This window comes from Neisseria dentiae, assembly GCF_024580525.1.
Lineage (GTDB): Bacteria > Pseudomonadota > Gammaproteobacteria > Burkholderiales > Neisseriaceae > Neisseria > Neisseria dentiae_A.
The window spans coordinates 39,539-65,600 of the sequence record NZ_JANIKQ010000003.1 but is presented as its reverse complement, the minus strand read 5'-3'; the positions used below and the strand labels follow the sequence as shown (position 1 = coordinate 65,600).

Annotated in this window: 25 protein-coding genes; 15 read left to right on the top strand and 10 right to left on the bottom strand. The window is 54.9% G+C overall.

From position 1 onward, the window contains the following. Window positions 1-12: 12 nt before the first annotated feature. On the top strand, window positions 13-1,077 hold the full coding sequence (locus NQ012_RS03135) for an alpha/beta hydrolase (protein WP_257066099.1): 1,065 nt from the start codon (window positions 13-15) through the stop codon (window positions 1,075-1,077). Between the two features lie 263 nt (window positions 1,078-1,340). Then, on the top strand, window positions 1,341-2,441 hold the full coding sequence (locus tag NQ012_RS03130) for a cupin domain-containing carboxymuconolactone decarboxylase family protein (RefSeq protein WP_257066098.1): 1,101 nt from the start codon (window positions 1,341-1,343) through the stop codon (window positions 2,439-2,441). Window positions 2,442-2,680: 239 nt separating this feature from the next. Here NQ012_RS03130 and NQ012_RS03125 read toward each other — a convergent pair whose 3' ends face one another. Continuing rightward, window positions 2,681-2,818 carry a DUF3149 domain-containing protein gene (locus NQ012_RS03125; protein WP_257066097.1) on the bottom strand — a complete coding sequence of 46 codons (138 nt, stop codon included), beginning with the start codon at window positions 2,816-2,818 and terminating at the stop codon, window positions 2,681-2,683. Window positions 2,819-3,242: 424 nt separating this feature from the next. Between NQ012_RS03125 and NQ012_RS03120 the strand changes: the two genes are divergently transcribed. From NQ012_RS03120 to NQ012_RS03095, 6 genes are all read left to right on the top strand, one after another. Further along, a complete protein-coding gene (locus tag NQ012_RS03120; protein ID WP_257066096.1) occupies window positions 3,243-4,148 on the top strand; it encodes a lysine exporter LysO family protein in 906 nt (301 codons plus the stop codon). A gap of 101 nt (window positions 4,149-4,249) precedes the next feature. Beyond that, on the top strand, window positions 4,250-5,026 hold the full coding sequence (locus NQ012_RS03115; RefSeq protein WP_257066095.1) for a DeoR/GlpR family DNA-binding transcription regulator: 777 nt from the start codon (window positions 4,250-4,252) through the stop codon (window positions 5,024-5,026). A 98-nt stretch (window positions 5,027-5,124) separates the two neighbouring features. Next, on the top strand, window positions 5,125-5,745 hold the full coding sequence (locus NQ012_RS03110; RefSeq protein ID WP_257066094.1) for a glutathione S-transferase: 621 nt from the start codon (window positions 5,125-5,127) through the stop codon (window positions 5,743-5,745). A gap of 135 nt (window positions 5,746-5,880) precedes the next feature. Then, window positions 5,881-7,566 carry a glutamine--tRNA ligase/YqeY domain fusion protein gene (locus tag NQ012_RS03105; protein WP_257066093.1) on the top strand — a complete coding sequence of 562 codons (1,686 nt, stop codon included), beginning with the start codon at window positions 5,881-5,883 and terminating at the stop codon, window positions 7,564-7,566. A 261-nt stretch (window positions 7,567-7,827) separates the two neighbouring features. Next, on the top strand, window positions 7,828-9,087 hold the full coding sequence (gene rho, locus NQ012_RS03100) for a transcription termination factor Rho (protein WP_257066092.1): 1,260 nt from the start codon (window positions 7,828-7,830) through the stop codon (window positions 9,085-9,087). 73 nt (window positions 9,088-9,160) lie between these two features. Continuing rightward, window positions 9,161-10,510, top strand: coding sequence for a deoxyguanosinetriphosphate triphosphohydrolase (locus tag NQ012_RS03095; protein WP_257066208.1), 1,350 nt, complete (start codon window positions 9,161-9,163; stop codon window positions 10,508-10,510). Window positions 10,511-10,666: 156 nt separating this feature from the next. Here NQ012_RS03095 and NQ012_RS03090 read toward each other — a convergent pair whose 3' ends face one another. From NQ012_RS03090 to NQ012_RS03070, 5 genes are read right to left on the bottom strand one after another with little or no spacing between them, the layout of a single operon-like run. Further along, window positions 10,667-11,095 (bottom strand): TOBE domain-containing protein, encoded by a 429-nt coding sequence (locus NQ012_RS03090; protein WP_257066091.1) that lies wholly within the window; start codon window positions 11,093-11,095, stop codon window positions 10,667-10,669. 51 nt (window positions 11,096-11,146) lie between these two features. Continuing rightward, window positions 11,147-11,491: a 5-carboxymethyl-2-hydroxymuconate Delta-isomerase gene (locus NQ012_RS03085; RefSeq protein ID WP_257066090.1), complete on the bottom strand. Its 345-nt coding sequence runs from the start codon at window positions 11,489-11,491 to the stop codon at window positions 11,147-11,149. A gap of 38 nt (window positions 11,492-11,529) precedes the next feature. Beyond that, on the bottom strand, window positions 11,530-12,723 hold the full coding sequence (chrA, locus tag NQ012_RS03080) for a chromate efflux transporter (protein ID WP_257066089.1): 1,194 nt from the start codon (window positions 12,721-12,723) through the stop codon (window positions 11,530-11,532). Next, complete coding sequence (locus tag NQ012_RS03075) at window positions 12,716-12,994, bottom strand: chorismate mutase (RefSeq protein WP_257066088.1); 279 nt, start codon at window positions 12,992-12,994, stop codon at window positions 12,716-12,718. Before NQ012_RS03075 ends, chrA begins: the two co-directional genes overlap by 8 nt. Before the next feature lie 19 nt (window positions 12,995-13,013). Continuing rightward, window positions 13,014-13,883 carry an EamA family transporter gene (locus NQ012_RS03070; protein WP_257066087.1) on the bottom strand — a complete coding sequence of 290 codons (870 nt, stop codon included), beginning with the start codon at window positions 13,881-13,883 and terminating at the stop codon, window positions 13,014-13,016. Between the two features lie 232 nt (window positions 13,884-14,115). Between NQ012_RS03070 and NQ012_RS03065 the strand changes: the two genes are divergently transcribed. Beyond that, window positions 14,116-16,290, top strand: coding sequence for a malate synthase G (locus NQ012_RS03065; protein ID WP_257066086.1), 2,175 nt, complete (start codon window positions 14,116-14,118; stop codon window positions 16,288-16,290). A gap of 118 nt (window positions 16,291-16,408) precedes the next feature. Continuing rightward, a complete protein-coding gene (gene radC / locus NQ012_RS03060) occupies window positions 16,409-17,134 on the top strand; it encodes a RadC family protein (protein ID WP_257066085.1) in 726 nt (241 codons plus the stop codon). Window positions 17,135-17,534: 400 nt separating this feature from the next. Here radC and NQ012_RS03055 read toward each other — a convergent pair whose 3' ends face one another. Further along, on the bottom strand, window positions 17,535-18,398 hold the full coding sequence (locus tag NQ012_RS03055) for a phosphoribosylaminoimidazolesuccinocarboxamide synthase (protein ID WP_257066083.1): 864 nt from the start codon (window positions 18,396-18,398) through the stop codon (window positions 17,535-17,537). Window positions 18,399-19,006: 608 nt separating this feature from the next. On the opposite strand from NQ012_RS03055, the gene NQ012_RS03050 reads away from it, so the two are divergent. Together NQ012_RS03050 and NQ012_RS03045 are read left to right on the top strand one after the other, a co-directional pair. Beyond that, entirely contained in the window at window positions 19,007-19,873 is an 867-nt protein-coding gene (locus NQ012_RS03050; protein WP_257066082.1) for an ATP-binding protein, read from the top strand. 247 nt (window positions 19,874-20,120) lie between these two features. After that, window positions 20,121-20,660, top strand: coding sequence for a DUF924 family protein (locus tag NQ012_RS03045; protein WP_257066080.1), 540 nt, complete (start codon window positions 20,121-20,123; stop codon window positions 20,658-20,660). 180 nt (window positions 20,661-20,840) lie between these two features. Here NQ012_RS03045 and NQ012_RS03040 read toward each other — a convergent pair whose 3' ends face one another. From NQ012_RS03040 to NQ012_RS03030, 3 genes are all read right to left on the bottom strand, one after another. Further along, on the bottom strand, window positions 20,841-21,425 hold the full coding sequence (locus tag NQ012_RS03040; RefSeq protein WP_257066079.1) for a hypothetical protein: 585 nt from the start codon (window positions 21,423-21,425) through the stop codon (window positions 20,841-20,843). A 69-nt stretch (window positions 21,426-21,494) separates the two neighbouring features. Beyond that, window positions 21,495-21,914 (bottom strand): DUF2846 domain-containing protein, encoded by a 420-nt coding sequence (locus tag NQ012_RS03035; RefSeq protein WP_257066077.1) that lies wholly within the window; start codon window positions 21,912-21,914, stop codon window positions 21,495-21,497. A gap of 31 nt (window positions 21,915-21,945) precedes the next feature. After that, window positions 21,946-22,545 (bottom strand): Slam-dependent surface lipoprotein, encoded by a 600-nt coding sequence (locus tag NQ012_RS03030; RefSeq protein ID WP_257066076.1) that lies wholly within the window; start codon window positions 22,543-22,545, stop codon window positions 21,946-21,948. 310 nt (window positions 22,546-22,855) lie between these two features. Between NQ012_RS03030 and metZ the strand changes: the two genes are divergently transcribed. The 3 genes from metZ (at window position 22,856) to folP (ending at window position 25,410) form a co-directional block, all read left to right on the top strand. Then, a complete protein-coding gene (gene metZ / locus NQ012_RS03025; RefSeq protein WP_257066075.1) occupies window positions 22,856-24,025 on the top strand; it encodes an O-succinylhomoserine sulfhydrylase in 1,170 nt (389 codons plus the stop codon). Window positions 24,026-24,080: 55 nt separating this feature from the next. Continuing rightward, window positions 24,081-24,287 carry a DUF2788 domain-containing protein gene (locus tag NQ012_RS03020; protein ID WP_085365801.1) on the top strand — a complete coding sequence of 69 codons (207 nt, stop codon included), beginning with the start codon at window positions 24,081-24,083 and terminating at the stop codon, window positions 24,285-24,287. 256 nt (window positions 24,288-24,543) lie between these two features. Further along, window positions 24,544-25,410 (top strand): dihydropteroate synthase, encoded by an 867-nt coding sequence (gene folP / locus NQ012_RS03015; RefSeq protein ID WP_257066074.1) that lies wholly within the window; start codon window positions 24,544-24,546, stop codon window positions 25,408-25,410. Window positions 25,411-26,062 lie beyond the last annotated feature (652 nt).

Below are 26,062 nucleotides of genomic sequence, written 5' to 3'. Positions count from 1 at the left end.
GGAAACCCCATCATGAATTTCGCCAAATTGTCTTCATCTTTCGTTTTTGCCGCCGCCCTTGCGGGCGTTTCAGGCAGCGTGGCCGCCGCCGATTACCGCAACAACCCGTTTACCTTGGTGTACGACGGCGCCATCCGCCAAAACGAAGCGGGCAAGGTCAATATCCGCCCCGTTTCCTACACCGTCAACGGTATCAAAATCGCCGCCAATGTGTACACGCCGGCCAATTTCGATCCGAATAAACAGTATCCTGCGATTGTGGTCGCCCACCCCAACGGCGGCGTGAAAGAGCAGGTGGCGGGTTTGTATGCGCAAAAACTGGCCGAGCAAGGCTATATTACGATTGCCGCCGATGCGGCTTATCAAGGTGCGAGCGGCGGCGAGCCTCGCCAAACAGACAAACCGTTTAATCGCATTAACGATGTTCACGGCATGGTGGATTTTATTAGCCAATTCAAAGGCGTAGATACCAAGCGTATCGGCGCATTGGGCATTTGCGGCGGCGGCGGTTACACTTTTGCCACCGCGCAAAGCGACAAACGCATTAAAAGCGTGGCAACAGTGAGCCTGTTCAATACGGGTTTAATCCGCCGTAACGGCATGAATGACAGCGCGGTTGCGACCATTCAAGAGCGTTTGAAACAGGCATCCGAAGCGCGTAGTTTGGAAAGCAAAGGCGATGTGCAATACAGTGCCAATGCCGATTTAACCAAAATCACCGATGAAGAAATCGCCAAAATGCCCGCAGGTTTGTATCGCGAAGGTTTTGAATATTATGGCAAAACCCATTTCCACCCCAATTCAACGCCGCGCTACACCACCAGCAGTCTTTTGGATTTGATGACATGGGACGCAACCGACCAAGCCGAATTGATTGACCAACCGTTGTTGATGATTGCAGGTTCGGCAGCTGATACGCGCTATATGACGGAACAAGCTTTTGCCAAAGCCACCGGTACGCAAAACAAAGAGTTGGTTTTGATTGACGGCGCCAGCCATATCGAAACCTATTGGAAGCCTGAATATGTGAAACAAATCAGCGCGAAATTAACGCAATTCTTCGGCAGGAATCTCTAAACAGTTAATAAAACCGATGGTTTCAGACGGCCTTGTCTTGATGCCTGTCTGAAAAAGATGCGGCGGATTTTGTTTTAACCGCTTGGTTTGATGTGCCGCCACCGCCTCGGCGGCGGGCAAACCGTTACCCCGCAGCTGTAGGTCGGGCATTTATGCCCGACACAATACACCGTCATCATGTCGGGCATAAATGCCCGACCTACGAGAAATCATTTTTTATCGTGTATTGAAAAGCAGCCTGAAATAAAAAACGAGCCATCATTATGAACAAAACTTCGCTATTTTCTACCGCGATTGCGTTGTCATTGGCACATGCGCCTGTTTTCGCGGAGCAAATCATCACGCCGGCCGCGCAACATTCATGGCAAAACGCACCGCGCGAACATTTTTCAGGCGAAGCGCGCTTTGCCAGACTGCCTGAAATCCCGAATAGTCCAAATGCTTCAGCGATTGTAGAGTTTGAAGCAGGCGCCATCACCGATTGGCACACCCATTCGCACGGGCAGTATTTAATCGTTACCGAAGGCGAAGGGCGCACGCAGGAATGGGGCAAACCGGTTCAAATCATCAAAAAAGGCGATGTGGTGTGGTGTCCGCCCAATGTCAAACACTGGCACGGCGCGGGTGAACACACCGCCATGAGCCATATTGCCATCAGCCCGCAGGCTGCTGACAACAAACCTGTTTGGCTGGAGCGCGTGCAACTGCCGCCCACCGCGCCCGATATGGCAAAACACCGCCAAACCGCGCCGCTTTCCGCCAAACAGCTCGCCATCGTGCCGATTGCCGCCCTGTCTGCCGCAGGCGATAGCGGCCGTCTGAAAACCGCCATCGAACGCGGTTTGGAGCAGGGGCTGACGGTGAACGAAATTCAGGAAATCTTCACCCACCAATCCGCCTACGCCGGTTTTCCGCGCGCGCTCAACGGCATGAATACGCTGCAAGCCGTGCTCAAAGAGCGGCAGGCGCGCGGCATCCGCGACCCGCAGGGCAAAGCCGCCACACCGCCCGACAGCACCGACTATTACGCACTTGGCCGGCAAACCCTGCAAACCTTGGGTTCGCCCGCCGCCGACAGCGTGATTGCCAATCACGAAGGCATAGACCGCGCCCTCAAAGCGCATTTGTTCGGCTACCTGTTCGCCCGCGACAATCTGAATTACGTTAACCGCGAGCTGGTTACCGTTTCCACCATCGCCGCGCTGGGCAAAGCCGACGCCCAACTGCGCTCGCATTTGGGCATCACCCAACGCTTGGGCGTGAACGATCAACAATTGCAGCGCGTGTTTGATGTGTTGGCCAAAGAATACGACCCGCAGGCGGCCGAACAGGCGCGGCGGGTGTGGGCGGAGCGTGCAAAATAAAAAAGCGGCGCGAAAGATTAGGCCGTCTGAAAGTTAGGGTTGCTTTCAGACGGCCTGATACCTTTGCGAAATTCAAATTACCATCACAAAAATTTTATTTTCGAGACTTTGCAAATTGTTTAGGCAGAGATCTTTGCAAGCCGCCCCGACCGTCTGAAAATATAGGGCAAAAAAAAGGGGTGGCACGCAGCCACACCCAAACACACACACATCAAGAGGAAAGAGATAAAAAATGAAAACTACTGCTTTTCGGGGCTTTTGCCTGCTTGGCGTTTCACCCAAAAAAATAAAACCGTGGCGATAACCATCACAAAAACAATGGTGAGCAAAGATAAAATGCCGACAGGCGATTTAAACAGTTCGCTGATGAGTTCCATTGTTTGCGTTCCCGTGAGTTTGGTTTGTGGTTATCAGTTTAGAAGCGATTATAGGTGAAAACGGTTATCAGGTTTTGATACAGGTCAAGCTTCTCAAGATTGATGCGGGAAATCTGCTTTGCCGGGGGCGGATAACTGGCGGGGAGGGCGGGGCGGATTCGGTTATAATCGCGTCTTTTGCATAGATTCGCTGTGCCGGCCTTAGGGAGTGTCGTCGATCGCGTTGCGGCGGTACTTTTGGTTAAAATCCGCATCTGCTGCGTTAGGTAGCGTAGCGGACTTGCGAAGCTAAAAATGCTCGCAAGATGTCCAATCTTGCTGTGCTTTTTGCCTTGCGAAGCGGATTTTTTTCTTCAAAACCCCACTTTGCAAGCCTTCTGACTACATTCCCTAGCGCATGGCCGTCTGAAACCGATGGATATTTATGAACAGCCTGATTACCCTGATTTCGATTTTGGTGCCGCTTTTTCTCGGTTTTTTCATCAGTTTGCCGAAACCTTATATGAAAGTGGTGGATAAGGTTTTGGTTTGGTTGGTGTATATCATTTTGCTGTTAATCGGCGTGTCGCTCTCGCAGGTGGAAAATCTGGGCGCACAGATCGACACCATCATCGGTGCCACCGTTTTGCTGTTTGCGTGCATTATCGGCCTGAACCTTGCTGTGTTGATGTGGTTCGACCGCCGCCATCCGTGGCAGACCGCCGGCGGGGGCAAAAAGGCGCGGGTGAGCATTGCCGGCAGCATCAAGCAGGTGGGCTGCGTGGTGTTGGGTTTTTTGGCCGGCGAAGCCTTGCAGGAGGGCTGGCTGCCGCCGGAAAGTTCGGGTACTTATTGCCTGATGCTGCTGGTGTTGCTGGTGGGCATACAGTTGCGCGGCAGCGGCATCACGCTACGCCAGGTGCTGATTAACCGCCGCGGCGTGCAAACCAGCCTGTTGGTTACAGCGTCTTCGCTGCTGGGCGGGCTGCTGTTTGCCGCATTGATGCCCGAAGTGTCGTGGAGCAAAGGTTTGGCGCTTTCGTCTGCTTTCGGCTGGTATTCGCTGTCGGGCATTGTGATGACCGAAGCTTACGGCCCCGTGTGGGGCAGCATTGCGCTGCTGAACGATTTGGCGCGCGAGTTTTTCGCGCTGGTGTTTATTCCCGCGCTGATGCGCCGCCACCCCAGCGCGGCGGTGGGCGTGGGCGGTGCCACCAGCCTTGATTTCACGCTGCCGGTGATTCAAAGTTCGGGCGGTTTGCAGGTTGTGCCGCTGGCCATCAGTTTCGGTTTTATTATCAATGTTATCGCCCCGTTTCTGATGGTGGTTTTTTCGAGTATGCGCTTTTAGGGCGTGCCGGCTTGCCGCTGTGTATTTAATTTGGCACAATGCGGCGGATAAGTTTTAACGGTAACAGATATTTAGAATTCCAACATTATAAAGAACACACCATGCCGCCACGCATCCAACGACACGAAAAAATCATCGCCCTTGTGCGCGAACACAGTTTCATGCCGATCGAACAGCTTGCCCGCGAACTCGACGTTACCCCGCAAACCATACGCCGCGACATCAACCAGCTTTGCGAAGAAAACCTGCTGCGGCGTTATCATGGCGGCGCCACTTTGGGCGACAGCCTAGAAAACGAAGATTTCAACACCCAAAAAGCCAAACTGCAAAGCGAAAAAGCCCATATCGCCGATTTGATTGCCGAGCATATTCCCGACAACGCTTCACTGTTTTTGAGCATAGGCTCCACCATCGAAGCCGTGGCGATGGCGTTGGTGAAAAAACGCAAAGGCTTGTGCATCATCACCAACAATATCCATGTGGCCGCCATCGTGTCGGGGCGCAGCGACTACACCGTGATTATCACTTCCGGCGTGGTTCGCCCGATAGACGGCGGCGTAACCGGCGTGGCCACGGTGGATTTCATCAACCAGTTTAAAACCGACTACGCCGTGTTGAGCGCATCGGGCGTTGATGCCGACAGTTCGCTGCTCGATTTCGACTATAAAGAAGTGAGCGTGATGCAGGCCATGATGGAAAACGCCCGGATGCGCTATTTGGGCGTGGACCACAGCAAATTCGGGCGCAATGCTTTGGTGCGCATGGGCAGCATCGGCGAATTCGACGCCGTATTCACCGACCGCGAGCCGGACGAAGCGATGTGCAAACGGCTGGAAGAAGCGGGCGTGAAATGCCTGATTGCCGATAACGGAAAATAATGCAAAGGCCGTCTGAAAACTTTATATTGTTCTTCAGACGGCCTTTTTGATTTGCATATCGAAATAAACGTTCCCGACTACTGCAGAAAGGAAGCAAAATGAAACTTTGGTATTCCACCACCAGCCCCTATGTACGCAAAGTACGCGCCGTGGCCGCACACCATGATTTGGGCGGGCAAATTGAGCTGCTGAAAGTAACCTCGTCGTTCGACGCCGCCTCGCCGCACAATCAAAACAACCCGCTCGGCCGCATTCCCGTGCTGCAAACCGACGGCGGCGAATGGCTGCTCAACAGCAACGTGATCGCCGAATATCTCGACACGCTGGGGCAGGGGCAGAAACTGTATCCGCAAGATAACAACCGCTGGGAAGTGTTAAACCTGCACGCGCTTGCCGAAGGCATTTTGGAAAACACCGTGGCGATGATTGCCGAAAAAATGCTGCGCCCCGAAAACGAATGGTGGACGGCGCGCCACGCGCAAATTAAAGCGCGCAACGAAAGCGCGCTCAAACTGCTGGCCGAGCGGGTGCAATCCTACGGCACGGCTTTGAACATCGGCACCCTTTATGCTGCGTGTACGGTGGATTTTTTATTGTTCCGCAACAACTTAACCGAAGCGGAAACCGCAATCGCCGCCGCCGGCCTCGACGGTTGGGCGGCAGAAATGAACCGCGCCCATGCTTGTTTGGCCGAAACCAAACCGTATGTTTCGGCATAAATGCGCCGCCATATGCCGGCACGCAAGGCCGTCTGAAAATAATGCCGAAATAAGGTACAATCACACCTTTGCCAACGCATTATTTTCAGACGGCCTTGTGATTATCCGGCCGCCTCCCCCGTAAAGCACGACACCATGATGAACAAAGACCAATTCGCCGACAACCACTTTATCCGCACCATTATCGAAGACGATTTGCAAAGCGGCAAACACGAAGCCATCCACACCCGCTTTCCGCCCGAGCCGAACGGCTACCTGCACATCGGCCACGCCAAATCCATCTGCCTGAACTTCGGGTTGGCCTATGTTTACGACGGCCTGTGCAACCTGCGTTTCGACGACACCAACCCCGAAAAAGAAAATCAGGAATACGTTGATTCGATTAAAGAAGACGTTCACTGGCTGGGGTTTGAGTGGGACGGTGAGCCGCGCTATGCCTCCGACTATTTCGACCAACTCTTCGATTACGCCGTCGGCCTGATTAAAGACGGCAAAGCCTATGTCGATGATTTGACTGCCGAAGAAATGCGCGAATACCGCGGCACGCTCACCGAGCCGGGCAAAAACAGCCCCTACCGCGACCGTAGCGTCGAAGAAAACCTCGATTTGTTCTACAAAATGCGTGACGGCGCCTTCCCCGACGGCAGCAAAACCCTGCGCTTGAAAATCGACATGACCTCGGGCAACGTGAATATGCGCGACCCTGTGATTTACCGCATCCGCCGCGCCCACCACCACAACACCGGCGACAAATGGTGCATCTACCCGATGTACGACTACACGCACTGCATTTCCGACGCCATCGAAGGCATCACCCATTCGCTGTGCACGCTCGAATTCGAAGCCCACCGGCCGCTCTACGACTGGGTGCTCGACAACATCCCCGCGCCGCACCCGACCCGTCCGCGCCAATACGAATTTTCACGCTTGGAACTGCTGTATTCCATTACTTCCAAACGCAAACTCAACCAACTGGTGAGCGAAGGCCATGTTTCCGGCTGGGACGATCCGCGCATGCCCACCATTTCCGGTATGCGCCGCCGCGGCTACACGCCCGAAGGGTTGCGCCTGTTTGCCAAGCGCGCGGGCATTTCCAAATCGGAAAACGTGGTCGATATGAGCGTGCTTGAAGGCGCAATCCGCGAAGAGCTGGAAAATTCCGCCCCGCGCCTGATGGCCGTGCTGAACCCGATTAAAGTAACACTCACCAATTTTTCAGACGGCCTCACCCAAAGCCGCAGCGCACCGTTCCACCCGCATCACGAAGAAATGGGCGAGCGCGAAGTACCGATTGCGCCGACCATCTATATCGAAGCCGACGATTTCAGCGAAAACCCGCCCGCCGGCTGGCAGCGTTTGACTTTGGGCGGCGAAGTGCGTCTGCGTTACAGCTATGTGATTAAGTGCGACGAAGTGGTGAAAGACGGCAACGGCAACATCGTCGAACTCAAATGCAGCATTGACCACGACACCTTGGGTAAAAAGCCCGAAGGCCGCAAAGTGAAAGGCGTGATCCATTGGGTTTCCGCCGAACACGCCGCCGAAATCAAGGTGCGCCTTTACGACCGCCTGTTCACCGTCGAACGCCCCGACGCCGTGCGCGGCGAAGACGGCGCCTACCTGCCGTTTACCGATTTTCTCAACCCCGAATCGGCGAAAGAAATCACCGCCTACGCCGAAGCCGCCGCCGGCAACCTGCCCGCCGAAAGCCGCTGGCAGTTCGAGCGCTTGGGCTATTTCGTTACCGACCGCCGCGACCATAGGCCGGATGCGCCGGTATTCAACCGCACCGTGGGTTTGAAAGATACCTGGCAGAAATAAGCATGAGGCCGTCTGAAAGCTTTTTCAGACGGCCTAAAACGGATTTTGAACGGGCAGGGCGGCCGCTTGAACACAAAGCGCATAAATCCATTTGACACCGCCGGGTTAACTCCCTAAAATTCAACTCCGACAAACACCTTGTCATTCTTTCTGCCGCATCGGCAATCGAATCCCTAAAATATCTTTAGCATTCAGACGGCATGCCGCCGCCTGCCTGATTTCCGTTCTTACCAATCCACTTAATACACTATTCTATTATTTATGCACGTTTCCGAACTACAAACCCAACACATTTCCCAACTGGTGGAAATGGCCGAGCAGCACGGCATTGAAAATGCCAACCGCTTCCGCAAACAAGACCTGGTTTTTGCCATTGTGCGCCAAATGATGAAACAGGGCGAATCGTTTACCTGCTCGGGCACGCTCGAAATCCTGCCCGACGGTTTCGGCTTTTTGCGCAGCGCCGACACTTCCTATCTGGCCGGGCCCGACGATATTTATGTGTCGCCCAGCCAAATCCGCCGTTTCAACCTGCACACCGGCGACACCATCGAAGGCAGCGTGCGCGTGCCGAAAGACAACGAGCGCTATTTTGCGCTGGTGCGTTTGGACAGCATCAACGGCGACAACCCCGAAGCGTGCAAACACAAAATCCTGTTTGAAAACCTCACTCCGCTTTTTCCCACCAAACAATTCAAACTCGAGCGCGACATCAAGGCCGAAGAAAACATCACCAGCCGCGCCATCGATTTGGTTTCGCCCATCGGCTTCGGCCAGCGCGCGTTGTTGGTGGCACCGCCGAAAACCGGTAAAACCGTGATGCTGCAAAACATCGCCCACGCCATCACCGCCAATTATCCCGAGGTGGAGCTGATTGTTTTGCTGATTGACGAGCGCCCCGAAGAAGTAACCGAAATGTCGCGCAGCGTGCGCGGCGAAGTGGTGGCTTCCACCTTCGACGAACCGGCGCAGCGCCATGTGCAGGTGGCCGAAATGGTGATTGAGAAGGCCAAGCGTATGGTCGAGCACAAGAAAGACGTGGTGATTCTGCTCGATTCCATCACCCGCCTGGCGCGTGCTTACAACACCGTGGTGCCGGCCTCTGGCAAAATCCTCACCGGCGGCGTGGACGCCAACGCGCTGCACCGCCCGAAACGCTTTTTCGGCGCGGCGCGCAATGTGGAAGAGGGCGGTTCGCTCACCATCATCGCCACCGCACTGGTGGACACCGGCAGCCGCATGGACGACGTGATTTTTGAAGAATTCAAAGGCACGGGCAATATGGAGCTTAACCTCGACCGCCGCATCGCCGAAAAACGCGTGTTCCCCGCCATCAACATCAACAAATCCGGCACGCGCCGCGAAGAGCTGCTGGTGCCCAACGACCAGCTCCAGCGTATGTGGCTGTTGCGCAAGTTCCTGCATCCGATGGACGAAATCGAAGCCACCGAGTTTTTGGTGGGCAAGCTCAAAGATTCCAAAGACAACAACGAATTTTTTGAATTGATGCGTGGCAAATAAAATAACCATACAGGCCGTCTGAAAACTTTCAGACGGCCTTCTGACAACAAAGGCTCGATGGCTTATGCAAAAAATGAACTGGCAGCAACTGCTTTCCACCCAGCGCTTCCGTTTGAAAGACGGCGGAATCGTGCCCACGGTTACGCCCTCTACCCAAGAAGGTGCCGACGCGCTGCGCACCGATTTTCATATCGACTACGACCGCGTGGTGTTTTCGGGCGCATTCCGCCGTTTGGGGCGCAAAACGCAGGTGCATCCGTTTGCCGAACACGACCACACCCACAACCGCCTCACCCACAGCGTAGAAGTGGCGAGCGTGGGCCGCAGCTTGGGCAACCGCGTCGGCGTGATGTTGCAGGCCGGCGGTTTTCTGCCGCAGGGCAACACCCCGGGCGACATCGGCGCGGTGGTGCAGGTGGCGTGTTTGGCGCATGATTTGGGTAATCCGCCGTTCGGCCACACCGGCGAAGACGCGCTGCGCGACTGGTTCCGCCACCCCGCCCACAGCCGTTATCTCGACACTTTGAGCAAAGCCGAACGCAACGATGTGCAAACTTATGAGGGCAACGCCCACAGCCTGCGCATTCTGGCGAGTTTGGAAATGTATCGCGGCAAAGGCGGTATGCGGCTGACGGCGGCCACCATCGGCGCACTGCTGAAATACCCGTGGACCACGCTCGATCCCAACGGCCGCAAAAAATTCAATATCTACCAAACCGAACTGCCGTTTATCCGCCGCGTGGCCGACGAATTGGGATTAATCGGGCAGGGCGGCGACCGCTGGGCGCGCCATCCGCTGTCTTACCTGATGGAAGCCGCCGACGACATCTGCTATGCCTTGCTTGATTTGGAAGACGCGGTCGAAATCGGCCTGCTCGGCGATGCCGAAGTGGAAAGCATTTTGGCCGAACTCACCTTCACCGAAACCGCCGGCGCATGGCAGGCGCAAAGCAGCCTGCAACGCTGCGCCATGCTGCGCGGCATGGCCATCGGGCGGGCGATTGAAGACGTGGCGCAAACCTTTATGACGCACCAGCAGGATTTGCTGTCCAACCGTTTCCAAGGCAGGGATTTGCTCGCCCTGTGCAGCCCCGAAGTGCAGAATACGCTCGAAAAAGCCAAAGAGCTGGCGCGCACGCGCATTTTCCGCCACCAAAGCAAGCTGATGACCGAAATCGCTGCCTTCCCCTGTTTGGGTTCTATTCTCGACCTGCTCGTGCCCGCCGCTTATGCGCTGATTACGCAGGGGCAGGTAAGCGCGCGCCAGTCGCTCGCATTGGAACTGCTGAAAAACGGCGACCCCGTTACCCGCGACGACAGCCTGTATGAAGCCTATATGAAGATTCTCGATTTCGTCGGCGGTATGACCGATAACGCCGCCGCCAAAATGGCGCGGGAAGTGTCGGGCATCGGCATGGTGTAGCGTGTTTTCAGACGGCCTTAGTTAATCAACTTAATAAAAGTACATGCGTCATACTCGGGCTTGGCCCGAGTATCTTTTTGTTTCAAAGCAATAAAAGATACCCGGGTCAAGCCCGAGTATGACAGAACCGTTACTAAGTAAGTAGTCTGACTATATTCAGGCCAATACGCCCAAAATCACGCTGCCGGCTTTGAATATTGCGGTTGCTTTTTGGCCGGGGCGCAGATCAAGCTGCTCGGTGCTCTGCATGGTGATGCCCGCCGTTATCAGCGTGCCGCCGCCGACATCAAGCGCTACTACCGAGTTCACCGCACCGCGTTCGATGTCGCTGATGATGCCGTTTAATTGGTTGCGGGCGGAAAGTTTGATGTGGTCCAAATCGGTGGCGATAACGATGTGGGTGGATTTAATCAAGGCGATTACGGGGCTGCCTGCCGCCAGATTCAGGTTGTCGCAGCTGTCGCGGGTGATGGCGGCCACCAGTTCCTGCCCGCCGGGCAGGGCGATGGTTACTTCGCTGTTCACCGTGTCTTGTTTGATGGCTTTAACGGTGCCGGTAAATTGGTTTCTTGCGCTGGTTTTCATCGATGGATTCCTTTTTTCAGACGGCCTTTGCCGTTTGAAACGCATTTTAGGTTAGATTTTGATTTTTGCATAAGTGACGCGGATCATATCGCGCGTATCAACGGTGATCTGTATGCCCGTTTTACCGCCCAAAGCCTGCCGCACGGCATCACCCAAGGCTTGGCCGAGCGCGTGCTTCACCGCTTCGCTGCGGCCGTCGAGCAGAAACAGGGTAAGGTGGACGAAGCCTTCGGCCGCCGATCCGCCGGTGAGATAATCATCATATCGGCGGGCGCGCACTTTGATGTGGTCTTCTTCAAATTGGCCGCTGGCCAACAGCACGCCGTGGAGGGTGTGCAAAAGGGGCTGCGCGGTCAAGTTGAGGTTGTTGCTGTATTCTACAATCAGGTGCGGCATGGTGGTTCCTTTCTCGAGGCCGTCTGAAAAACATGATTTTAAAGCAAAGCAAAAGCCGCGCCGAGTGCCGCAGCCGCAAATGCCAGCAGCCAAGCAGGCACTTTGCCGGACATCAGTATAGCAAATACTGTGATTGCAAATACAGCGTCAGACCACTGGTGCACGGCATCGGTAAACACGGGGCGGTATAAAGCCGCCAGCAGAATGCCGACCACTGCGGCATTGATGCCGGCCAACATGGCACGGGCGTGCGGGCGGCGGGCGATATCCGACCAAAACGGCAGCAGGCCGAACACCATTAAAAACGAAGGCAGAAACACGGCGGCGGTGGCAACCGCGCCCCATAACCAGGCCTGTTGTGGGTTTGCCGCCGCGCCGAGAAACGCCGCCAGCGTAAACAGCGGGCCGGGCACGGCCTGCGCCGCACCGTATCCGGCCAGAAAAGTGTGGTTGTCGAGCCAGAGCGGAACGGTTTGCGCCTGCAACACGGGCAGCACCACATGGCCGCCGCCGAATACCAGTGCGCCGGTGCGGTAGAGCGCGTCGGCCAGCGCTGCCAAACCTGCGGGGCTGCCTGCCGCCAGCCACGGCAGCACCGCAAACAGGGCGGCAAACAGCGCGAGCCAAGCCAGGCCGGCCTTACGCCCCGGCACGTTGGGCAACGCATCACGGTTTGCGGCAGCCGCATCTTTATCCATCCACACCGCACCTGCCGCCGCGGCCGCCAGCATCACCATAATTTGCGGGGCGATGCCGTGAAACAACAGCGTAACCGCGCAAGCGGCAAACATCAGTATCCAGCCTGCCGCATGACGGCAAAACTGCCTGCCCATCTGCCACACTGCCTGCGCCACCACCGCCACCGCCGCAATTTTGAGGCCGTACACCGCCCCGTTTAATACGTTGCCCTTCCATTGCGCCAAACCGAGTGCGAATAAAACCATCAGGCAGGCGGAAGGCAGGGTAAACCCCAACCATGCCGCCAGTGCACCGGCGTAACCGCCGCGCAGCAGGCCGACCGACAAACCGACCTGGCTGCTGGCCGGGCCGGGCATAAATTGGCATAAGGCGATTAAATCGGCGTATTGCTGCTCGGTGAACCACTTGCGTTCGCTCACGAAGGCCCGGCGGAAATAGCCCAAATGTGCCGCCGGCCCGCCGAACGAAGTGCAGCCGAGATAAAGAAAAATCAAAAACAGGCGCAGGTTGGTGCGCAGAGAGGTTTCAGGCATCGCGGTTGATTTCGGTTTCCAAGCGGATAAAAGCCTCGATCATGGCGCGCCAAACGGCTTCGGCGACATCGGGCGACAAACCTGCCGCAACGGCCTGTTCGCGACGGGTGCGGATCACCTGCGCCACCCGTTCGGGCGCAGCCACGGCGCGGGCGTCGTTTTTCGGTTTCAGACGGCCTGCCTGCTCCACCAAAACCTGTCTGCGGGCAAGCAGGCCGATTAGTTGCCGGTCGATGCCGTCGATGGCCAGGCGTACTTCGGTTAAATCCATATTTGCTTTCCTGTGTCGGTTATCCGGGTATCAGCCGCCTGCCGAAGATATGCAGCAGCAGGCCGCAGACAACCGTTATGATACCCAACCAGTGCCAAATGTCCAAACGTTCGTCGAGCACCACATAGCCGACCAGCAGGGCAACCACGGGAACCAGCAGCGCAAACGGGGTGATTTTGCCCGCCGGATGCCGCGAGAGCAGCGCGCCCCAGCCGCTGTAGCCGATCAGGCTGGCTGCGTAGGCCAGAAACAAAATGCCGGTGATGCCTTTCCAGCTCAGGTTGGCAAGGTGTTGTTGCACTCCGCCGAAACCGTATAGTGCGAACGAAACCGCCGTAAAAGCGAGCAGCGCCGAAAAACTGCCCCAAATCACGAGCGACAAGGCGTTCACTTTTCCGATGCGTTTTACCACGATGTTGCCGCAGGCCCACGAGGCCGCCGCACCGAACACCGGCAATAAAGCGCTAAACGGCAGTGCGCCTTGGTAATGGCCGATGCCGATCAACACCAAACCCGCCGCCGCCGTAAACATCCCCCACAGGTGGTTGGCCAACACAGGTTCGCGCAACAGCACGCCCGCAATCAGCACGGTGAAAAACACTTGGGTTTGCAGCATCAGTGCGGCCAGACCGGTGGGCAGGCCCAAATCCAGCGCGGTAAACATCAGCCCGAACTGGCCGAAACTGATGGTTAGGCCGTATAAAGCGAGCAGATGCCACGGTACGGCAGGCCGTTTGAAAAACAACACCGCAGGAAAAATCACGCATAAAAAGCGCAGCATGCCCAAAACCATGGGCGGCACTTCGTTAAGGGCGATTCTCATAAACAGAAAGTTTACGCCCCAGATGGCGATAACCAGAAAAATCAGGCAGAAGTCTTTAGCGTTCATAAGCGTTGTACGGCAAACGGGCGGTTTTCCGTTTCAGACGGCCGGTGTAGGATATTGCGTATTGTAGTTTGATGAAACCGATTGTGTATAAAAAACTTTTTTCAGACGGCCTGTTGCAGATTAGCGGTTTCAAACTATGGATTATTCCCGCGATTAATGGTATTTTCGCCTTAACTTTGCCGCAGCAGCCGCAGCAGAGCACAATGAGAAAAATATTTTAGGAGAATCCAATATGGCATACAACTATACCCGCGCCGCCGGTTTGCAGGTGGATAATCATCTTTATCAGTTTGTCGAAGAGGTGCTGGCCAAGCATCCGAATGTGGAATCAGCCGCATTCTGGCAGGGCCTTACCGATTTGGTGCGGCAATTCGCCCCGCGCAACCGCACCCTTTTGGAAAAGCGCGACCGCATTCAGGCCGAAATCGACGCCTGGCACAAACAAAACCCCGGTGCCGTGAAAGACGAAGCGTCCTATCAGGCATTTTTGAAAGGCTTGGGTTATTTGGTTGATGCGCCCGCAGAATTCAAAATCGCCACCACCAATGTCGACCGCGAGCTTGCCGAGCAGGCAGGGCCGCAGCTGGTGGTGCCGATTAACAACGCCCGCTACGCACTCAACGCCGCCAACGCCCGCTGGGGCAGCCTTTACGACGCGCTTTACGGCACCGACGCCATCGAACAGAGTGGCGATTTGGCGCCCGGCAAAGGCTACAACCCCAAACGCGGCGACGCCGTGATTGCGTTTGCCCGCGAATTTCTCGACAGCAGCATTCCGTTGGCGCAAGGCAGCCATAAAGACGTTGCGGCCTACACCGTTTCGGAAGGCCGTCTGAAAGCCAAACTGAACGACGGCAGCGAAAGCGGCCTGGCCTCGCCCGAACTCTTCGCAGGCTACAACGGCAGCGCCGACGCGCCTTCCTCGCTGCTGTTTCTGCACAACGGCCTGCACATCGACATTCTCATCGACAAAAACAGCCCCATCGGCAGCCAAGACCCAGCCGGTGTGAAAGACATCGTGCTCGAAGCGGCCTTGAGCACCATCATGGACTGCGAAGACTCGGTGGCCGCGGTTGACGGCGAAGACAAAGCGCTGGTGTACGCCAACTGGCTCGGCCTGATGACCGGCACGCTCACCGAAGAAGTGGAAAAAGGCGGCAAAACCTTCACACGCAGCCTCAATGCCGACCGTGCCTACACCAAGCCCGACGGCAGCGGCAGCTTCAAACTGCCCGGCCGCTCGCTTTTGTTTATCCGCAACGTCGGCCATCTGATGACCACCCCCGCCGTGCTCGATGAAGCGGGCAACGAAATCCCCGAAGGCATACTCGACGGCGTGATGACCGCCCTGATCGCCCCCTTCGACCTGAACCGCAGCGAAAACAAAAACAGCCGCTCCGGCTCGGTGTATATCGTGAAGCCGAAAATGCACGGCCCCGAAGAAGTGGCGTTTGCCAACGAATTGTTCGCTGCCTTTGAAGATTTGACCAAACTGCCGCGCAACACCCTGAAAATGGGCATTATGGACGAAGAGCGCCGCACCTCCGCCAACCTTGCCGCCTGCATCCAGGCCGCCAAAGAGCGCGTGGTGTTCATCAACACAGGTTTCCTCGACCGCACCGGCGACGAAATGCACACCTCCATGCAGGGCGGCGCATTTATCCGCAAAGGCGATATGAAGTCGAGCAAATGGATTAACGCCTACGAGTTAAACAACGTCCAAACCGGCCTGCAATGCGGCCTGCCGGGCAAAGCGCAAATCGGCAAAGGCATGTGGGCGATGCCCGATTTGATGGCCGAAATGCTCAAACAGAAAATCGGCCACCCCAAATCCGGCGCCACCACCGCCTGGGTGCCGTCGCCCACCGCCGCCACCCTGCATGCCCTGCATTACCATCAGGTGAACGTGTTCGACGTGCAGAAAACGCTGCTCGCACAACCGCCGCAAAACCATACCGACGATTTGCTCACCATTCCGTTTGCCGCAGAACGCAACTGGTCTGCCGCCGACATCCAGCAGGAACTCGACAACAACTGCCAGGGCATACTCGGTTACGTGGTGCGCTGGGTGGAGCAGGGCGTGGGCTGCTCGAAAGTGCCCGACATCCACAACGTCGGCCTGATGGAAGACCGCGCCACCCTGCGCATTTCCAGCCAGCACATCGCCAATTGGCTGCTGCACGGCGTGGTGAGCGAAGCGCAGGTGCGTGAAACGCTGGAACGCATGGCCGGCGTGGTGGACAAGCAAAACGAAGGCGACGCAGCCTACACGCCGATGGTCGGCCGTTTCGCCACCTCGCCAGCTTTCCTCGCCGCTTGCGATTTGGTGTTTAAAGGCACCGAACAGCCCAACGGCTACACTGAGCCGCTGCTGCACCACTGGCGCCGCGTAGCCAAAGCAGGCTGAGCCGTTTAACGGTTTTGATACAGCCCGACAGGCCGTCTGAATATTTTTTCAGACGGCCTGTTCCGTTCTGAAAACCTTGATGCTATGATGTGCAAATAATAACTTAAAGAATAATCATATGAGTATCAAACAATGGCCCGAAGGGGAAAGGCCGCGCGAAAAACTGTTGGCGCGCGGCGCGGGGGCGTTAAGCGATGCCGAGCTGCTCGCCGTTTTATTGCGGGTGGGCACGCGGGGCATGAGCGCGGTGGATCTGGCACGCCATCTGCTCAACGAATTCGGCAGTTTGGGGAAGTTGCTGAGTGCCGATGCCAAAACCCTGTCGGCACACAAAGGCATGGGTTTGGCGGGCTACACGCAGTTTGTGGTGGTGCGCGAAATCGGCCGGCGCGTGTTGGGCGAAGAGCTGCAGGAAAACACCGTTTTCAACCGCCCGCAAGACGTAGCCGACCTGCTGCGCCTGCATTTGGGGCACGAACGGGTGGAAGTGAGTGTGGCGCTGCTGCTTAACCGCCGCAACCAACTGATTGCCCTGCACGAGCTGTCACGCGGCACGGTGGCGGAAAACACGGTGTATGTGCGTGAAATCGTGAAGCTCTCGCTCGAGCATTACGCCGCCGCCGTGATTATCGCCCACAACCACCCCGGCGGTTCGCCCGAGCCTTCGAATACCGACATCGCCTTTACCCGCCGCCTGGCGCAGGCATTGGATTTGGTGGACGTGGTTTTGCTCGACCATTTCATTGTTACGGCACGGCAGGCGGTGTCGCTGCATGAGCGCGGTTTGATGGGCAGGGAAACGGTGGAAAAGGAACAGGCTGAGACCTTTGCAAAAATACCTTAAGGCCGTCTGAAATGCTTAAATCCCGTCATTCCCGCGTAGGCGGGAATCCAGATGGAAATATTGAAGCATTGATTAAACAAATACTTGGATGCCAAGCGTCTGGATTCCCGCCTACGCGGGAATGACAGAGTTCAGATTTTTTAGATAGCAATTTGAATTTTGCAAAGGTCTCAGGCTGCGGTTTTATAAAAGTTATGAGGCCGTCTGAAATGTTTCAGACGGCCTCATAATTTTCCAAGCCATATCTGCATACTCGGGCTTGACCCGAGTATCTGTGATTTCTTTTGCAGCCGTTTCAGATACCGGTTAAGCCCGGATATAACTTCGGTTTTAAAGAAGCTCTCGGCAGTATTTTGCAAAAAGCCCTTGCTTTCACGACGGCTGGTGCAGCAACGGCAGCTTAGCCTTGCGTGAGCAGGTTCAGCGCTTCGCGGTATTTTTCCACCGTTTTACCGATGATGTCATCGGGCACTTTCGGTGCGGGCGCCTGTTTGTTCCAGCCGCTTTGTTCCAGCCAGTCGCGCACGAACTGTTTGTCGAACGAGGGCGGGTTGGTGCCGACGCGGTATTGGTCGGCCGGCCAGAAGCGGCTCGAGTCGGGCGTGAGCACTTCGTCCATCAGCGTCAGCGTGCCGTTTTCGTCGAGGCCGAACTCGAATTTGGTGTCGCAGATGATGATGCCGCGGGTTTCGGCGTATGCGGCGGCTTCGGTGTAGAGCTGAATAGCTTTGCGGCGCACTTCGGCGGCCAGCTCTTTGCCGATGATGGCTTCGCATTCTTCAAAGCTGATGTTTTCGTCGTGATCGCCCACGGCGGCTTTGGTGGAGGGGGTGAAAATCACTTCGGGCAGCCGCTGCGCCTCCTGAAGGCCTTCGGGCAGTTTGATGCCACACACGGTGCCGGTTTGCCGGTAGTCTTTCCAGCCGCTGCCGGCCAGATAGCCGCGCACGATGGCTTCCACTTTAACCGGCGTGAGCTTTTTGGCAACCACGGCGCGTTTTTCCAACGCACGCGCTTCGTCTTCCGGCAGCACGTCGTAAACGGTGTCGCCGGTAAAGTGGTTGGGCATGATGTGGGCGAGTTTGCTGAACCAGAAATTGGAAATCTGGGTGAGGATTTCGCCTTTGCCGGGAATCGGGTCGTCGAGAATCACATCGAAGGCGGAAAGGCGGTCGGAAGCGACCATAAGCATACGTTTTTCGTCGATTTCGTATAAGTCGCGGACTTTGCCGGAATAGATTTTTTTCAGGCTGATGGCAGACATGGCTTTTTCCAAGAATGAATGGCTTGCGGGGCAGCTATTTTAGCTTAAATCGGCAGGGCGGGGCGGATTGTTTGCAGGGTAAAACGCCGGGGTGCCGGCATTCGACACGGCGGCGGTGTTTCGGGTTGGAAAGCTGTGTTTGGCAGCGAAGCGGGCTGACGAAGCTAAAAATCCCCGCAAGATGCCTGACTTTTCCGCGTTTTCCTTACATATGCAGGCCGCTTCAAAAAACCGTTTTGCGGTTGAAGGAGCAGATAACCCGGCTGATTAGTTGTAGAAAACCTTAGTGTTGTTTACACTTTCTCCTTCTGATTCTTGAGGGTTGTCAAAAATGCAGGAAGGCGCGGCGAAGCTGCATAGTTCTTGAGGATGCACGAAGACCATGAAACAATCATTTCAACAAAAAGCAAAAGCTGTTTGGTATAAAAAAGTGTGAATAGCCCAACTTTTTCCAACAGCCGGTTAGTTCGAGCAACCCTTTAATTTAAATCGGCCGGCGGCTTTGGCAAAACCGGCCAGAATTGCCTGAAATATAATATAACCATTTGATTAGTTTTGAAAATTCTATAACATTGTTTTAAACAATCAGGCCGTCTGAAAGCATATTTATGAAACCCGCAAAATTCTTCAAACTCGCCGCTTCGGTGTTGCGCCGCCTCGATACCCTGCTGCCGCCCGAAGCCGCCGAACCTGATTGGCGCGCGCTGGCTTACCGCTGGCAAAGCATAGGCAGGAGGGGCGTGCTCGAAAGCCTGCCCGAACCGCACACTTTCCCGCTCGGCCGTTTGGCGGCGGTGGACGCACAGATGCGGCGGCTGGTGCGTAACACCGAGCAGTTTCTGGCAGGCCGCCCCGCCAACAATGTGCTGATGACGGGCGCGCGCGGCACGGGCAAATCTTCACTGGTTAAGGCGCTGCTGCACGAATACGCTTCAGACGGCCTGCGCCTGATCGAAGTGGACAAAACCGATTTGGTTACGTTGCCCGCGCTGTTGGGTGTGTTGGAAAAGCGCCCCGAAAAATTCATCGTGTTCTGCGACGATTTATCGTTTGAAAGCGGCGACGAAACCTATAAAGCCCTCAAAACCGCGCTCGACGGCGGCCTGTCGCAACGCTGCGCCAACGTGTTGGTGTATGCCACCTCCAACCGCCGCCACCTGATGCCCGAATATATGGACGAAAACCTCGCCACCACGGGCAGCCGCGGCGAAGTGCACCCGAAAGAGGCGGTGGAAGAAAAAGTGTCGCTTTCAGACCGCTTCGGTCTGTGGCTGAGCTTTTACCCGTTCGACCAAAACGACTACCTGCAAGCCTCGGAAAACTGGTTGGCCGATTTCGGCCTGCCGTTTGACGAAACCGCCCGCAAAGCCGCACTCAACTGGTCGCTCACGCGCGGCAGCCGCTCCGGCCGCACCGCGTGGCAGTTTGCCGTCGATTGGGCGGGCAGGCTGCCCGAAGAGCGGACGGCAGATTGAGACCTTTGCAAAATTCATTCAGGCCGTCTGAAACATCCGATTATCGTCATTCCCGCCTACACGGGAATGACGGAATTTAAGTATTTCATACGGTCTTAAGGATATTTTTGCAAAGGTTTCAGATTGAGAAACAGCCCGTTATTAATAAAGGCCGTCTGAAAACAAATACCGCACCGCTTTCAGACGGCCTCAAATCGTTTCAAGCCCTATATTTAATAAACCGCCCCGCCGACACAAGGAACCCCGAATGAATCCCCAAACCGTTTTAGATTTCTGGTTCGACGAAACCAACCAACCCTTTTGGTTTGCCAAAAACAACAGCTTCGACGAAACCGTACACACACGGTTTTACAGCCTTTGGCAGCAGGCGGCGCAATCCGAGCTATACGGCTGGCGCGAAACCCTGCAAGGGCGGCTGGCCGAAATCATCGTGCTCGACCAATTTTCGCGCAACCTGTTCCGCAACAGCCCGCAGGCTTTCGCGCAAGACAATATGGCCGTTGCGCTGGCGCAGGAGGCCGTTTGCCAAAACGGTTTTGCCGATATGCGGCCTGCCGAACGCCATTTTATGCTGATGCCGCTGATGCACAGCGAAAGCCGTGTTATCCACCGGCAGGCAGAAGCCCTGTTTGCCCGCCATACCCCGCCCGAAGCGCTGGATTTTGAGTTGAAACATAAAGCAATTATCGACCGCTTCGGCCGCTACCCGCACCGCAACCGCGTATTGGGGCGCAAGAGTACGGCAGAGGAAGAAGCGTTTTTACTGGAACCGGGTTCGTCGTTTTAAGGGTGTTGGAAACGGTTTTGCATCATGCCCGGGCAAAACCCGGGCTTTTTATGTTATCCGGCATTTCAAACACACGCGATAAACGTTTCAGGCCGAGGCCTTTGCAAAATTCATTCAGGCCGTCTGAAAACACAGAGAGCGTTTTCAGACGGCCTGCCTGTAAGCTTGGTTTCAACCAGATTATTTTTGGATCAAATAACCGTTTTTTTGAATATCGCCCAAACAGTTGGTAACAATGTCGGACACAACGGTGTTGAAAGCGACAGGAATGGGGCCGCGATAGGTTAAACCCGGGGGCGGAGCTTTATTGCCGATATTGGAAACAATGGCATGGGGGTAAGTTTCAGAAAGCAATACTTGGTTTTTATTCAGATAGCTGCAGGTAAATTGATAGTTGTCCTGTACGGTGCTGCCTGATAAGCCTAATGTTAATCCGGTTTTAACCCCTTGTCCGGCTGCTTGGCTGATATCTGCAATATTATTGCCGGATATTTTCAGCGTATTTTCTGCCCGGGGTTGAACCACGGCGATTTTAGTATTCTGCAAAGCAGCTTTCGCAGCTTGTGATAATTCAGCAGAGGCTGCCGGAATAGGTTTGCCGTTGCGGAAAAATTCGGTTTCAAGCCGAATCGGATAAGGAGAGTCGGGTACTTTCAAATCACTATTATGATATTTTTGGTGTTCGGATGAGGTATAAGTTTGAACACTGATACAGGCGCTGGTTAACAAAACAAAAGGCAGAATAAAGAGTGAAGTTATTTTCATGGTATTCCTTTTTTATTGAAGGCCGTCTGAAAAACTATTTTTCAGACGGCCTTTTTCAAAAATCAAAAATTAAAAGCTGCGTACCGTTCCTGCGATTTCGGCTTTACATTGTTCTAAGGGAACATGTTGGAACTTCGGTCTGCCGACAAATGCGCCGAAACCAACGGAGGCTTTAACGCATTGGATTTCATTGGCTTGCAGCGGAACGGTAACACCGCGGCGCACTTCGGTTTTTGCCCACACTTCATAGTTTCCGGGCGGCAACTCCGTGCTGATATAGCCGCCGTTGCGCAAATGGCCGATACGGGTATCGTTGGCGTTTACGTCAAAATGCACGCCGCCGCCTTTGAGTGCTTTTGTGCGGTAAACATATAGTTTGCTTTGGCCTTCTGCGGGCGCTTCCAGGCCTGAAAAGGCCGTACCGGTTGCGCCGCAGGCAGCCAACACTAAAGATGCTGCACCAACGGCGAAGATTTGTTTGAGTTTCATTTATAAATTCCCTTTGGGTTGGTTTTATTTATCAATAACGTTTTCCGCCGAATGCGGTATCTAAACTTGAGTTGTCGAATTTAACTACCCCTGCCGTTTCGGCAGCATTGGCTCCAAACAAACCACCTTCGTAACGTCCGCTGCTATTGCCTAAAACGCTTGCGTTTCCTGAATATTGGGCACCGCTTAAGCGGCCTTCATGAAGGGTGATGTCGCGGCGCAGGCCCGGCATGGTAATTTCACCGCTTACGGTTTTATTGCCAAAATCAACCGTAACACGGCTGGTGCCGTCGGTGATGATATTTCCGGTAAGGCTGTCGTTGCGCACGGCATTGCCGTAGTAGGTGGCTTTTCCTGAGTTGGGAATGTCTTTTTCCGGGGTTAAAGTACCTTGATAACGCAACTCTTGAACTTGGTTGCTGTTGTTAATCCATGCGCCGTAAAAAGATGAATCTTGATTCCAGCCCACTAATTTGCCATCTTCGGTTTGCCCGCCCACCAAGCCGTTATCACTCAGATTTAAATTGATACGGGTGCCGTCAGGTGTTTCGGCAACGCCGGAACCGCCGCCGCCGCTTCCGCAGGCTGCAAGTAAGAGAGAAGAAATACCGATAATAAAAAGTTTTTTCATATTCAACGTCCTTTGTTGGTGAAATATTCATATGCTGTTGCTGTGTAAAAATTATTTCATTTTTTTTTTTTTTTTTTTTCAACGTGTTATATTTTTATTTTTATATTTGTAAAATATATGTATGATTTTGTTATGAAAAATAATCAAATGGGTTGTTGCAAATTTTGCTTTTTTCCACCGGAAATTTATATTCTTTCAGACGGCCTTAAGGTTGAAACCCGCGCCGAATAGGCGCAAAATGTTTGCCGTTTCCCGCCCGGCGGTGCGCACGTTCCGGGGCGGTTTTATTTCAAGCAGAGAAAGCATACCGATGAGCGATAAATTACACCCCGAAACGCTGGCGATACGCGGCGCGAAAAGCCAAACCGAATATAACGAACACAACCAGGCCCTGTTTTTAACCAGCAGCTTCAAGTTCGACAGCGCGGCGCATGGTGCGGCGCTGTTTGCCAAAGAAGTGGAAGGCTACACTTATTCGCGCACCGCCAACCCCACCGTGTCGGCGTTCCAGCAGCGCGTGGCCGTTTTGGAGGCGGGCGAAAGCGGCATCGCCACCGCCACGGGCATGGCGGCGATTCAGGCGGCGTTTTTTACCTTTATGAAAGCGGGCGACCATCTGATTGCCAGCCGCAGCCTGTTCGGCACCACGGCGGGCTTTATCGGCGGCATCGTGTCGAAATTCGGCATCGAAGTAACGCTGGTGTCGCAAACCGATATAAACGAATGGCGCGCGGCGGTGAAACCGAACACCAAAATGCTGTTTCTCGAAACGCCGTCCAACCCCCTAAACGAAGTGGCCGATCTCGAGGCCTTGGCCGCCATTGCCCATGAAGCGGGCGCGCTTTTGGTGGTGGACAACAGTTTCTGCACGCCCGCCATCCAACAGCCTTTGCGCTTCGGCGCCGATTTGTCGGTGCAGTCGGCCACCAAAGGCATAGACGGCCAGGGCAGGGTGCTCGGCGGCATCATTGCGGGGCGGAACGAGCTGATTAAAGAAATCGCCCTGTATGTGAATTCGGCGGGCGTATCGCTGTCGCCGTTTAACGCATGGGTGTTGCTCAGCGGTGTGGAAACCCTGTTTGTGCGCATGGAAAAACAGGCGGCCAACGCGGCGCAGGTGGCGGCGTGGCTGCGCACCCAGCCGCAGGTGAAGGCGGTGCATTATGCAGGTTTCGACGATCACCCGCAGGCGCAATTGGCGCGCAAACAGCAAAGCAGCGGCGGCATCGTGGTGGCCTTTGAAGTGGAAGGCGGTCAGGAAGCGGCTTGGAAGGTAATCGATTCGGCCAAAGTGTTCTCGAAAACCGCCAACTTGGGCGACGTGCGTTCCACCATCACCCATCCGTGGACTACCACACACGGCAGAATGGCACCCGAAACGAAACTCGAATCCGGCATACAGCCCGGCCTGCTGCGTTTGTCGGTGGGTTTGGAAAACATGCAGGATTTGATTGCCGATTTGAAACAGGCGCTGGCATAAGTTTTCAGACGGCCTGTTTGTAAGAGCCGTCTGAAAAAAACAAAAAGGTAAAAATATGGATGAAGCAGTATTTGCCGATTGGGCGCTGAAAATCTGCCTGACCGGCTTGGTGGTGTTTCTCGGTTTCATCGTTTGGAACTTGGGCAAGGAATCGAAAGCCGGCAAATTCGGTATGTTTATTCTGTTTTTGGTTTTGGGGCTGGGCGTGTTCGGCTTTATTTTCAAAAACGTATTGATCGAATTTTTCGTATTGTCGAAATAAAACAGACGGGTTAGGGAGTGTAGTCGACCGCGTTGCGGCGGTATTTTTGGTTAAAATCCGCACCTGCGGCGTTAGGTAGCGTAGCGGACTTGCGAAGCTAAAATGCTCGCAAGATGTCCAATCTTGCTGTGCTTTTTGCCTTGCATCTGCGGATTTTTCCTCAAAAAACCGCTTCACAAGCCTTCTGACTACACTCCCTAGGCCGTCTGAAAATATTTTGTGCGGCAAGCCGCCGCTTTCACCGAGACAACAACCGATGAACACACACTGGCAGAGCGGCCGCTTCAACATTGATTTGTCGCAGCCGAAAATCATGGGCATCGTCAACCTGACGCCCGATTCGTTTTCCGACGGCGGCGCCTATTCGCAAAACGTCCGCACCGCTTTAAACCACGCGGAGCGGCTGTTGCGGGAAGGTGCCGACATTCTCGACATCGGCGGCGAATCCACCCGCCCCGGGGCGGATTATGTACCTCCCGAAACTGAATGGGCGCGGGTGGCACCGGTGCTCAAAGAGCTGGCCTCGTGGAACGTGCCCGTGAGTTTGGATACCCGCCGCACGGCGGTGATGCGGCGGGCGCTGGAGCAGGGCGGGGTGGACATTATCAACGATGTATCCGCCCTGAGCGACGACGGCGCAGTAGAATTGCTGGCGCAGCAGCCCGCCACGGGCATCTGCCTGATGCATATGCAGGGACTGCCCGCTACTATGCAAAACAACCCGCAATATCAAGATGTTGTGGTTGAAGTGGCACGCTATCTCAACGGGCGCACGGCAGTTTGCACCGCAGCAGGCATCGCCCGAGAACGCATCATTCTCGACCCGGGTTTCTGTTTCGGCAAAAACCTGCAACACAACACCGCGCTGATGCGGCATTTGCGCAGCCTGATGCAGCAAACCGGCCTGCCACTGCTGATCGGCGTGTCGCGCAAGAGCATGATAGGCGAGCTGACGGGCGAAGCCGACGCTGCGGCACGCATACACGGCAGCGTGGCGGCGGCGTTGGCGGCTGCGGCGCGCGGCGCGCAGATTCTGCGCGTGCACGATGTAAAAGCCACCGCCGATGCGGTAAAAGTCTGGCAGGCATTGGGCGTGTTTGAAGACGGCGAACAGGCCGTCTGAAAGCCCAGGTTGCATCTAACCGAACACAAACCGAACATCGCAAGCGGAAAATTCATGCTTTGTGTTGCCTTTGCAACATCAAACGAACAGAATCCGAAAAAATATTTGACTGCCTTACTGCAAATCAGCATAATACGCACATCAGGTTGCAATGTGCAGCTTGATGTTTTCTCCTCTATTTCTCCTTTGTAGACTTGGCGCATACCTTAACCGGATATGCGCATTTTTTTGTCTGTAAGATTCGCTTGCGAAACCAAATGCCGGAAGCGGTTTCGGAAGAGTTCGTATCGGGCGGCAAAACGGGCAAGGTTTTCCAAATGCGCCGGCAGTGTGTGCATGCGGATACATAGCAAAAATAAAATGCCCGGATTGCAAAATAAAATAAGCGGAATAATTGACTCGGTTGCGGCGTTTCGGCATAATTCTCCCCGTTGACTGATTTCAGTAGTCAGTTGATAGTTTCTCCTCTATTTCTCCTTTGTAGACTTGGCACACATTCTTGCGAATGTGTGCATTTTTTTTGCCTGTTGATTGTGACGGTTCGGTTTTGTTCGTTTATGTTGTATTGCGAACAAACAGTAGACGCTGTCGCAGAGGCCGTCTGAAAGTCTTTATATATCTAGCGGATACGGGCTTATACGCTATAATTCTA

Coding starts and splice junctions, on each gene's coding strand:
- NQ012_RS03135 (WP_257066099.1), top strand. CDS start 13: ATGAATTTCGCCAAATTGTCTTCATCTTTCGTTTTTGCCGCCGCCCTT.
- NQ012_RS03130 (WP_257066098.1), top strand. CDS start 1,341: ATGAACAAAACTTCGCTATTTTCTACCGCGATTGCGTTGTCATTGGCA.
- NQ012_RS03125 (WP_257066097.1), bottom strand. CDS start 2,818: ATGGAACTCATCAGCGAACTGTTTAAATCGCCTGTCGGCATTTTATCT.
- NQ012_RS03120 (WP_257066096.1), top strand. CDS start 3,243: ATGAACAGCCTGATTACCCTGATTTCGATTTTGGTGCCGCTTTTTCTC.
- NQ012_RS03115 (WP_257066095.1), top strand. CDS start 4,250: ATGCCGCCACGCATCCAACGACACGAAAAAATCATCGCCCTTGTGCGC.
- NQ012_RS03110 (WP_257066094.1), top strand. CDS start 5,125: ATGAAACTTTGGTATTCCACCACCAGCCCCTATGTACGCAAAGTACGC.
- NQ012_RS03105 (WP_257066093.1), top strand. CDS start 5,881: ATGATGAACAAAGACCAATTCGCCGACAACCACTTTATCCGCACCATT.
- rho (WP_257066092.1), top strand. CDS start 7,828: ATGCACGTTTCCGAACTACAAACCCAACACATTTCCCAACTGGTGGAA.
- NQ012_RS03095 (WP_257066208.1), top strand. CDS start 9,161: ATGAACTGGCAGCAACTGCTTTCCACCCAGCGCTTCCGTTTGAAAGAC.
- NQ012_RS03090 (WP_257066091.1), bottom strand. CDS start 11,095: ATGAAAACCAGCGCAAGAAACCAATTTACCGGCACCGTTAAAGCCATC.
- NQ012_RS03085 (WP_257066090.1), bottom strand. CDS start 11,491: ATGCCGCACCTGATTGTAGAATACAGCAACAACCTCAACTTGACCGCG.
- chrA (WP_257066089.1), bottom strand. CDS start 12,723: ATGCCTGAAACCTCTCTGCGCACCAACCTGCGCCTGTTTTTGATTTTT.
- NQ012_RS03075 (WP_257066088.1), bottom strand. CDS start 12,994: ATGGATTTAACCGAAGTACGCCTGGCCATCGACGGCATCGACCGGCAA.
- NQ012_RS03070 (WP_257066087.1), bottom strand. CDS start 13,883: ATGAACGCTAAAGACTTCTGCCTGATTTTTCTGGTTATCGCCATCTGG.
- NQ012_RS03065 (WP_257066086.1), top strand. CDS start 14,116: ATGGCATACAACTATACCCGCGCCGCCGGTTTGCAGGTGGATAATCAT.
- radC (WP_257066085.1), top strand. CDS start 16,409: ATGAGTATCAAACAATGGCCCGAAGGGGAAAGGCCGCGCGAAAAACTG.
- NQ012_RS03055 (WP_257066083.1), bottom strand. CDS start 18,398: ATGTCTGCCATCAGCCTGAAAAAAATCTATTCCGGCAAAGTCCGCGAC.
- NQ012_RS03050 (WP_257066082.1), top strand. CDS start 19,007: ATGAAACCCGCAAAATTCTTCAAACTCGCCGCTTCGGTGTTGCGCCGC.
- NQ012_RS03045 (WP_257066080.1), top strand. CDS start 20,121: ATGAATCCCCAAACCGTTTTAGATTTCTGGTTCGACGAAACCAACCAA.
- NQ012_RS03040 (WP_257066079.1), bottom strand. CDS start 21,425: ATGAAAATAACTTCACTCTTTATTCTGCCTTTTGTTTTGTTAACCAGC.
- NQ012_RS03035 (WP_257066077.1), bottom strand. CDS start 21,914: ATGAAACTCAAACAAATCTTCGCCGTTGGTGCAGCATCTTTAGTGTTG.
- NQ012_RS03030 (WP_257066076.1), bottom strand. CDS start 22,545: ATGAAAAAACTTTTTATTATCGGTATTTCTTCTCTCTTACTTGCAGCC.
- metZ (WP_257066075.1), top strand. CDS start 22,856: ATGAGCGATAAATTACACCCCGAAACGCTGGCGATACGCGGCGCGAAA.
- NQ012_RS03020 (WP_085365801.1), top strand. CDS start 24,081: ATGGATGAAGCAGTATTTGCCGATTGGGCGCTGAAAATCTGCCTGACC.
- folP (WP_257066074.1), top strand. CDS start 24,544: ATGAACACACACTGGCAGAGCGGCCGCTTCAACATTGATTTGTCGCAG.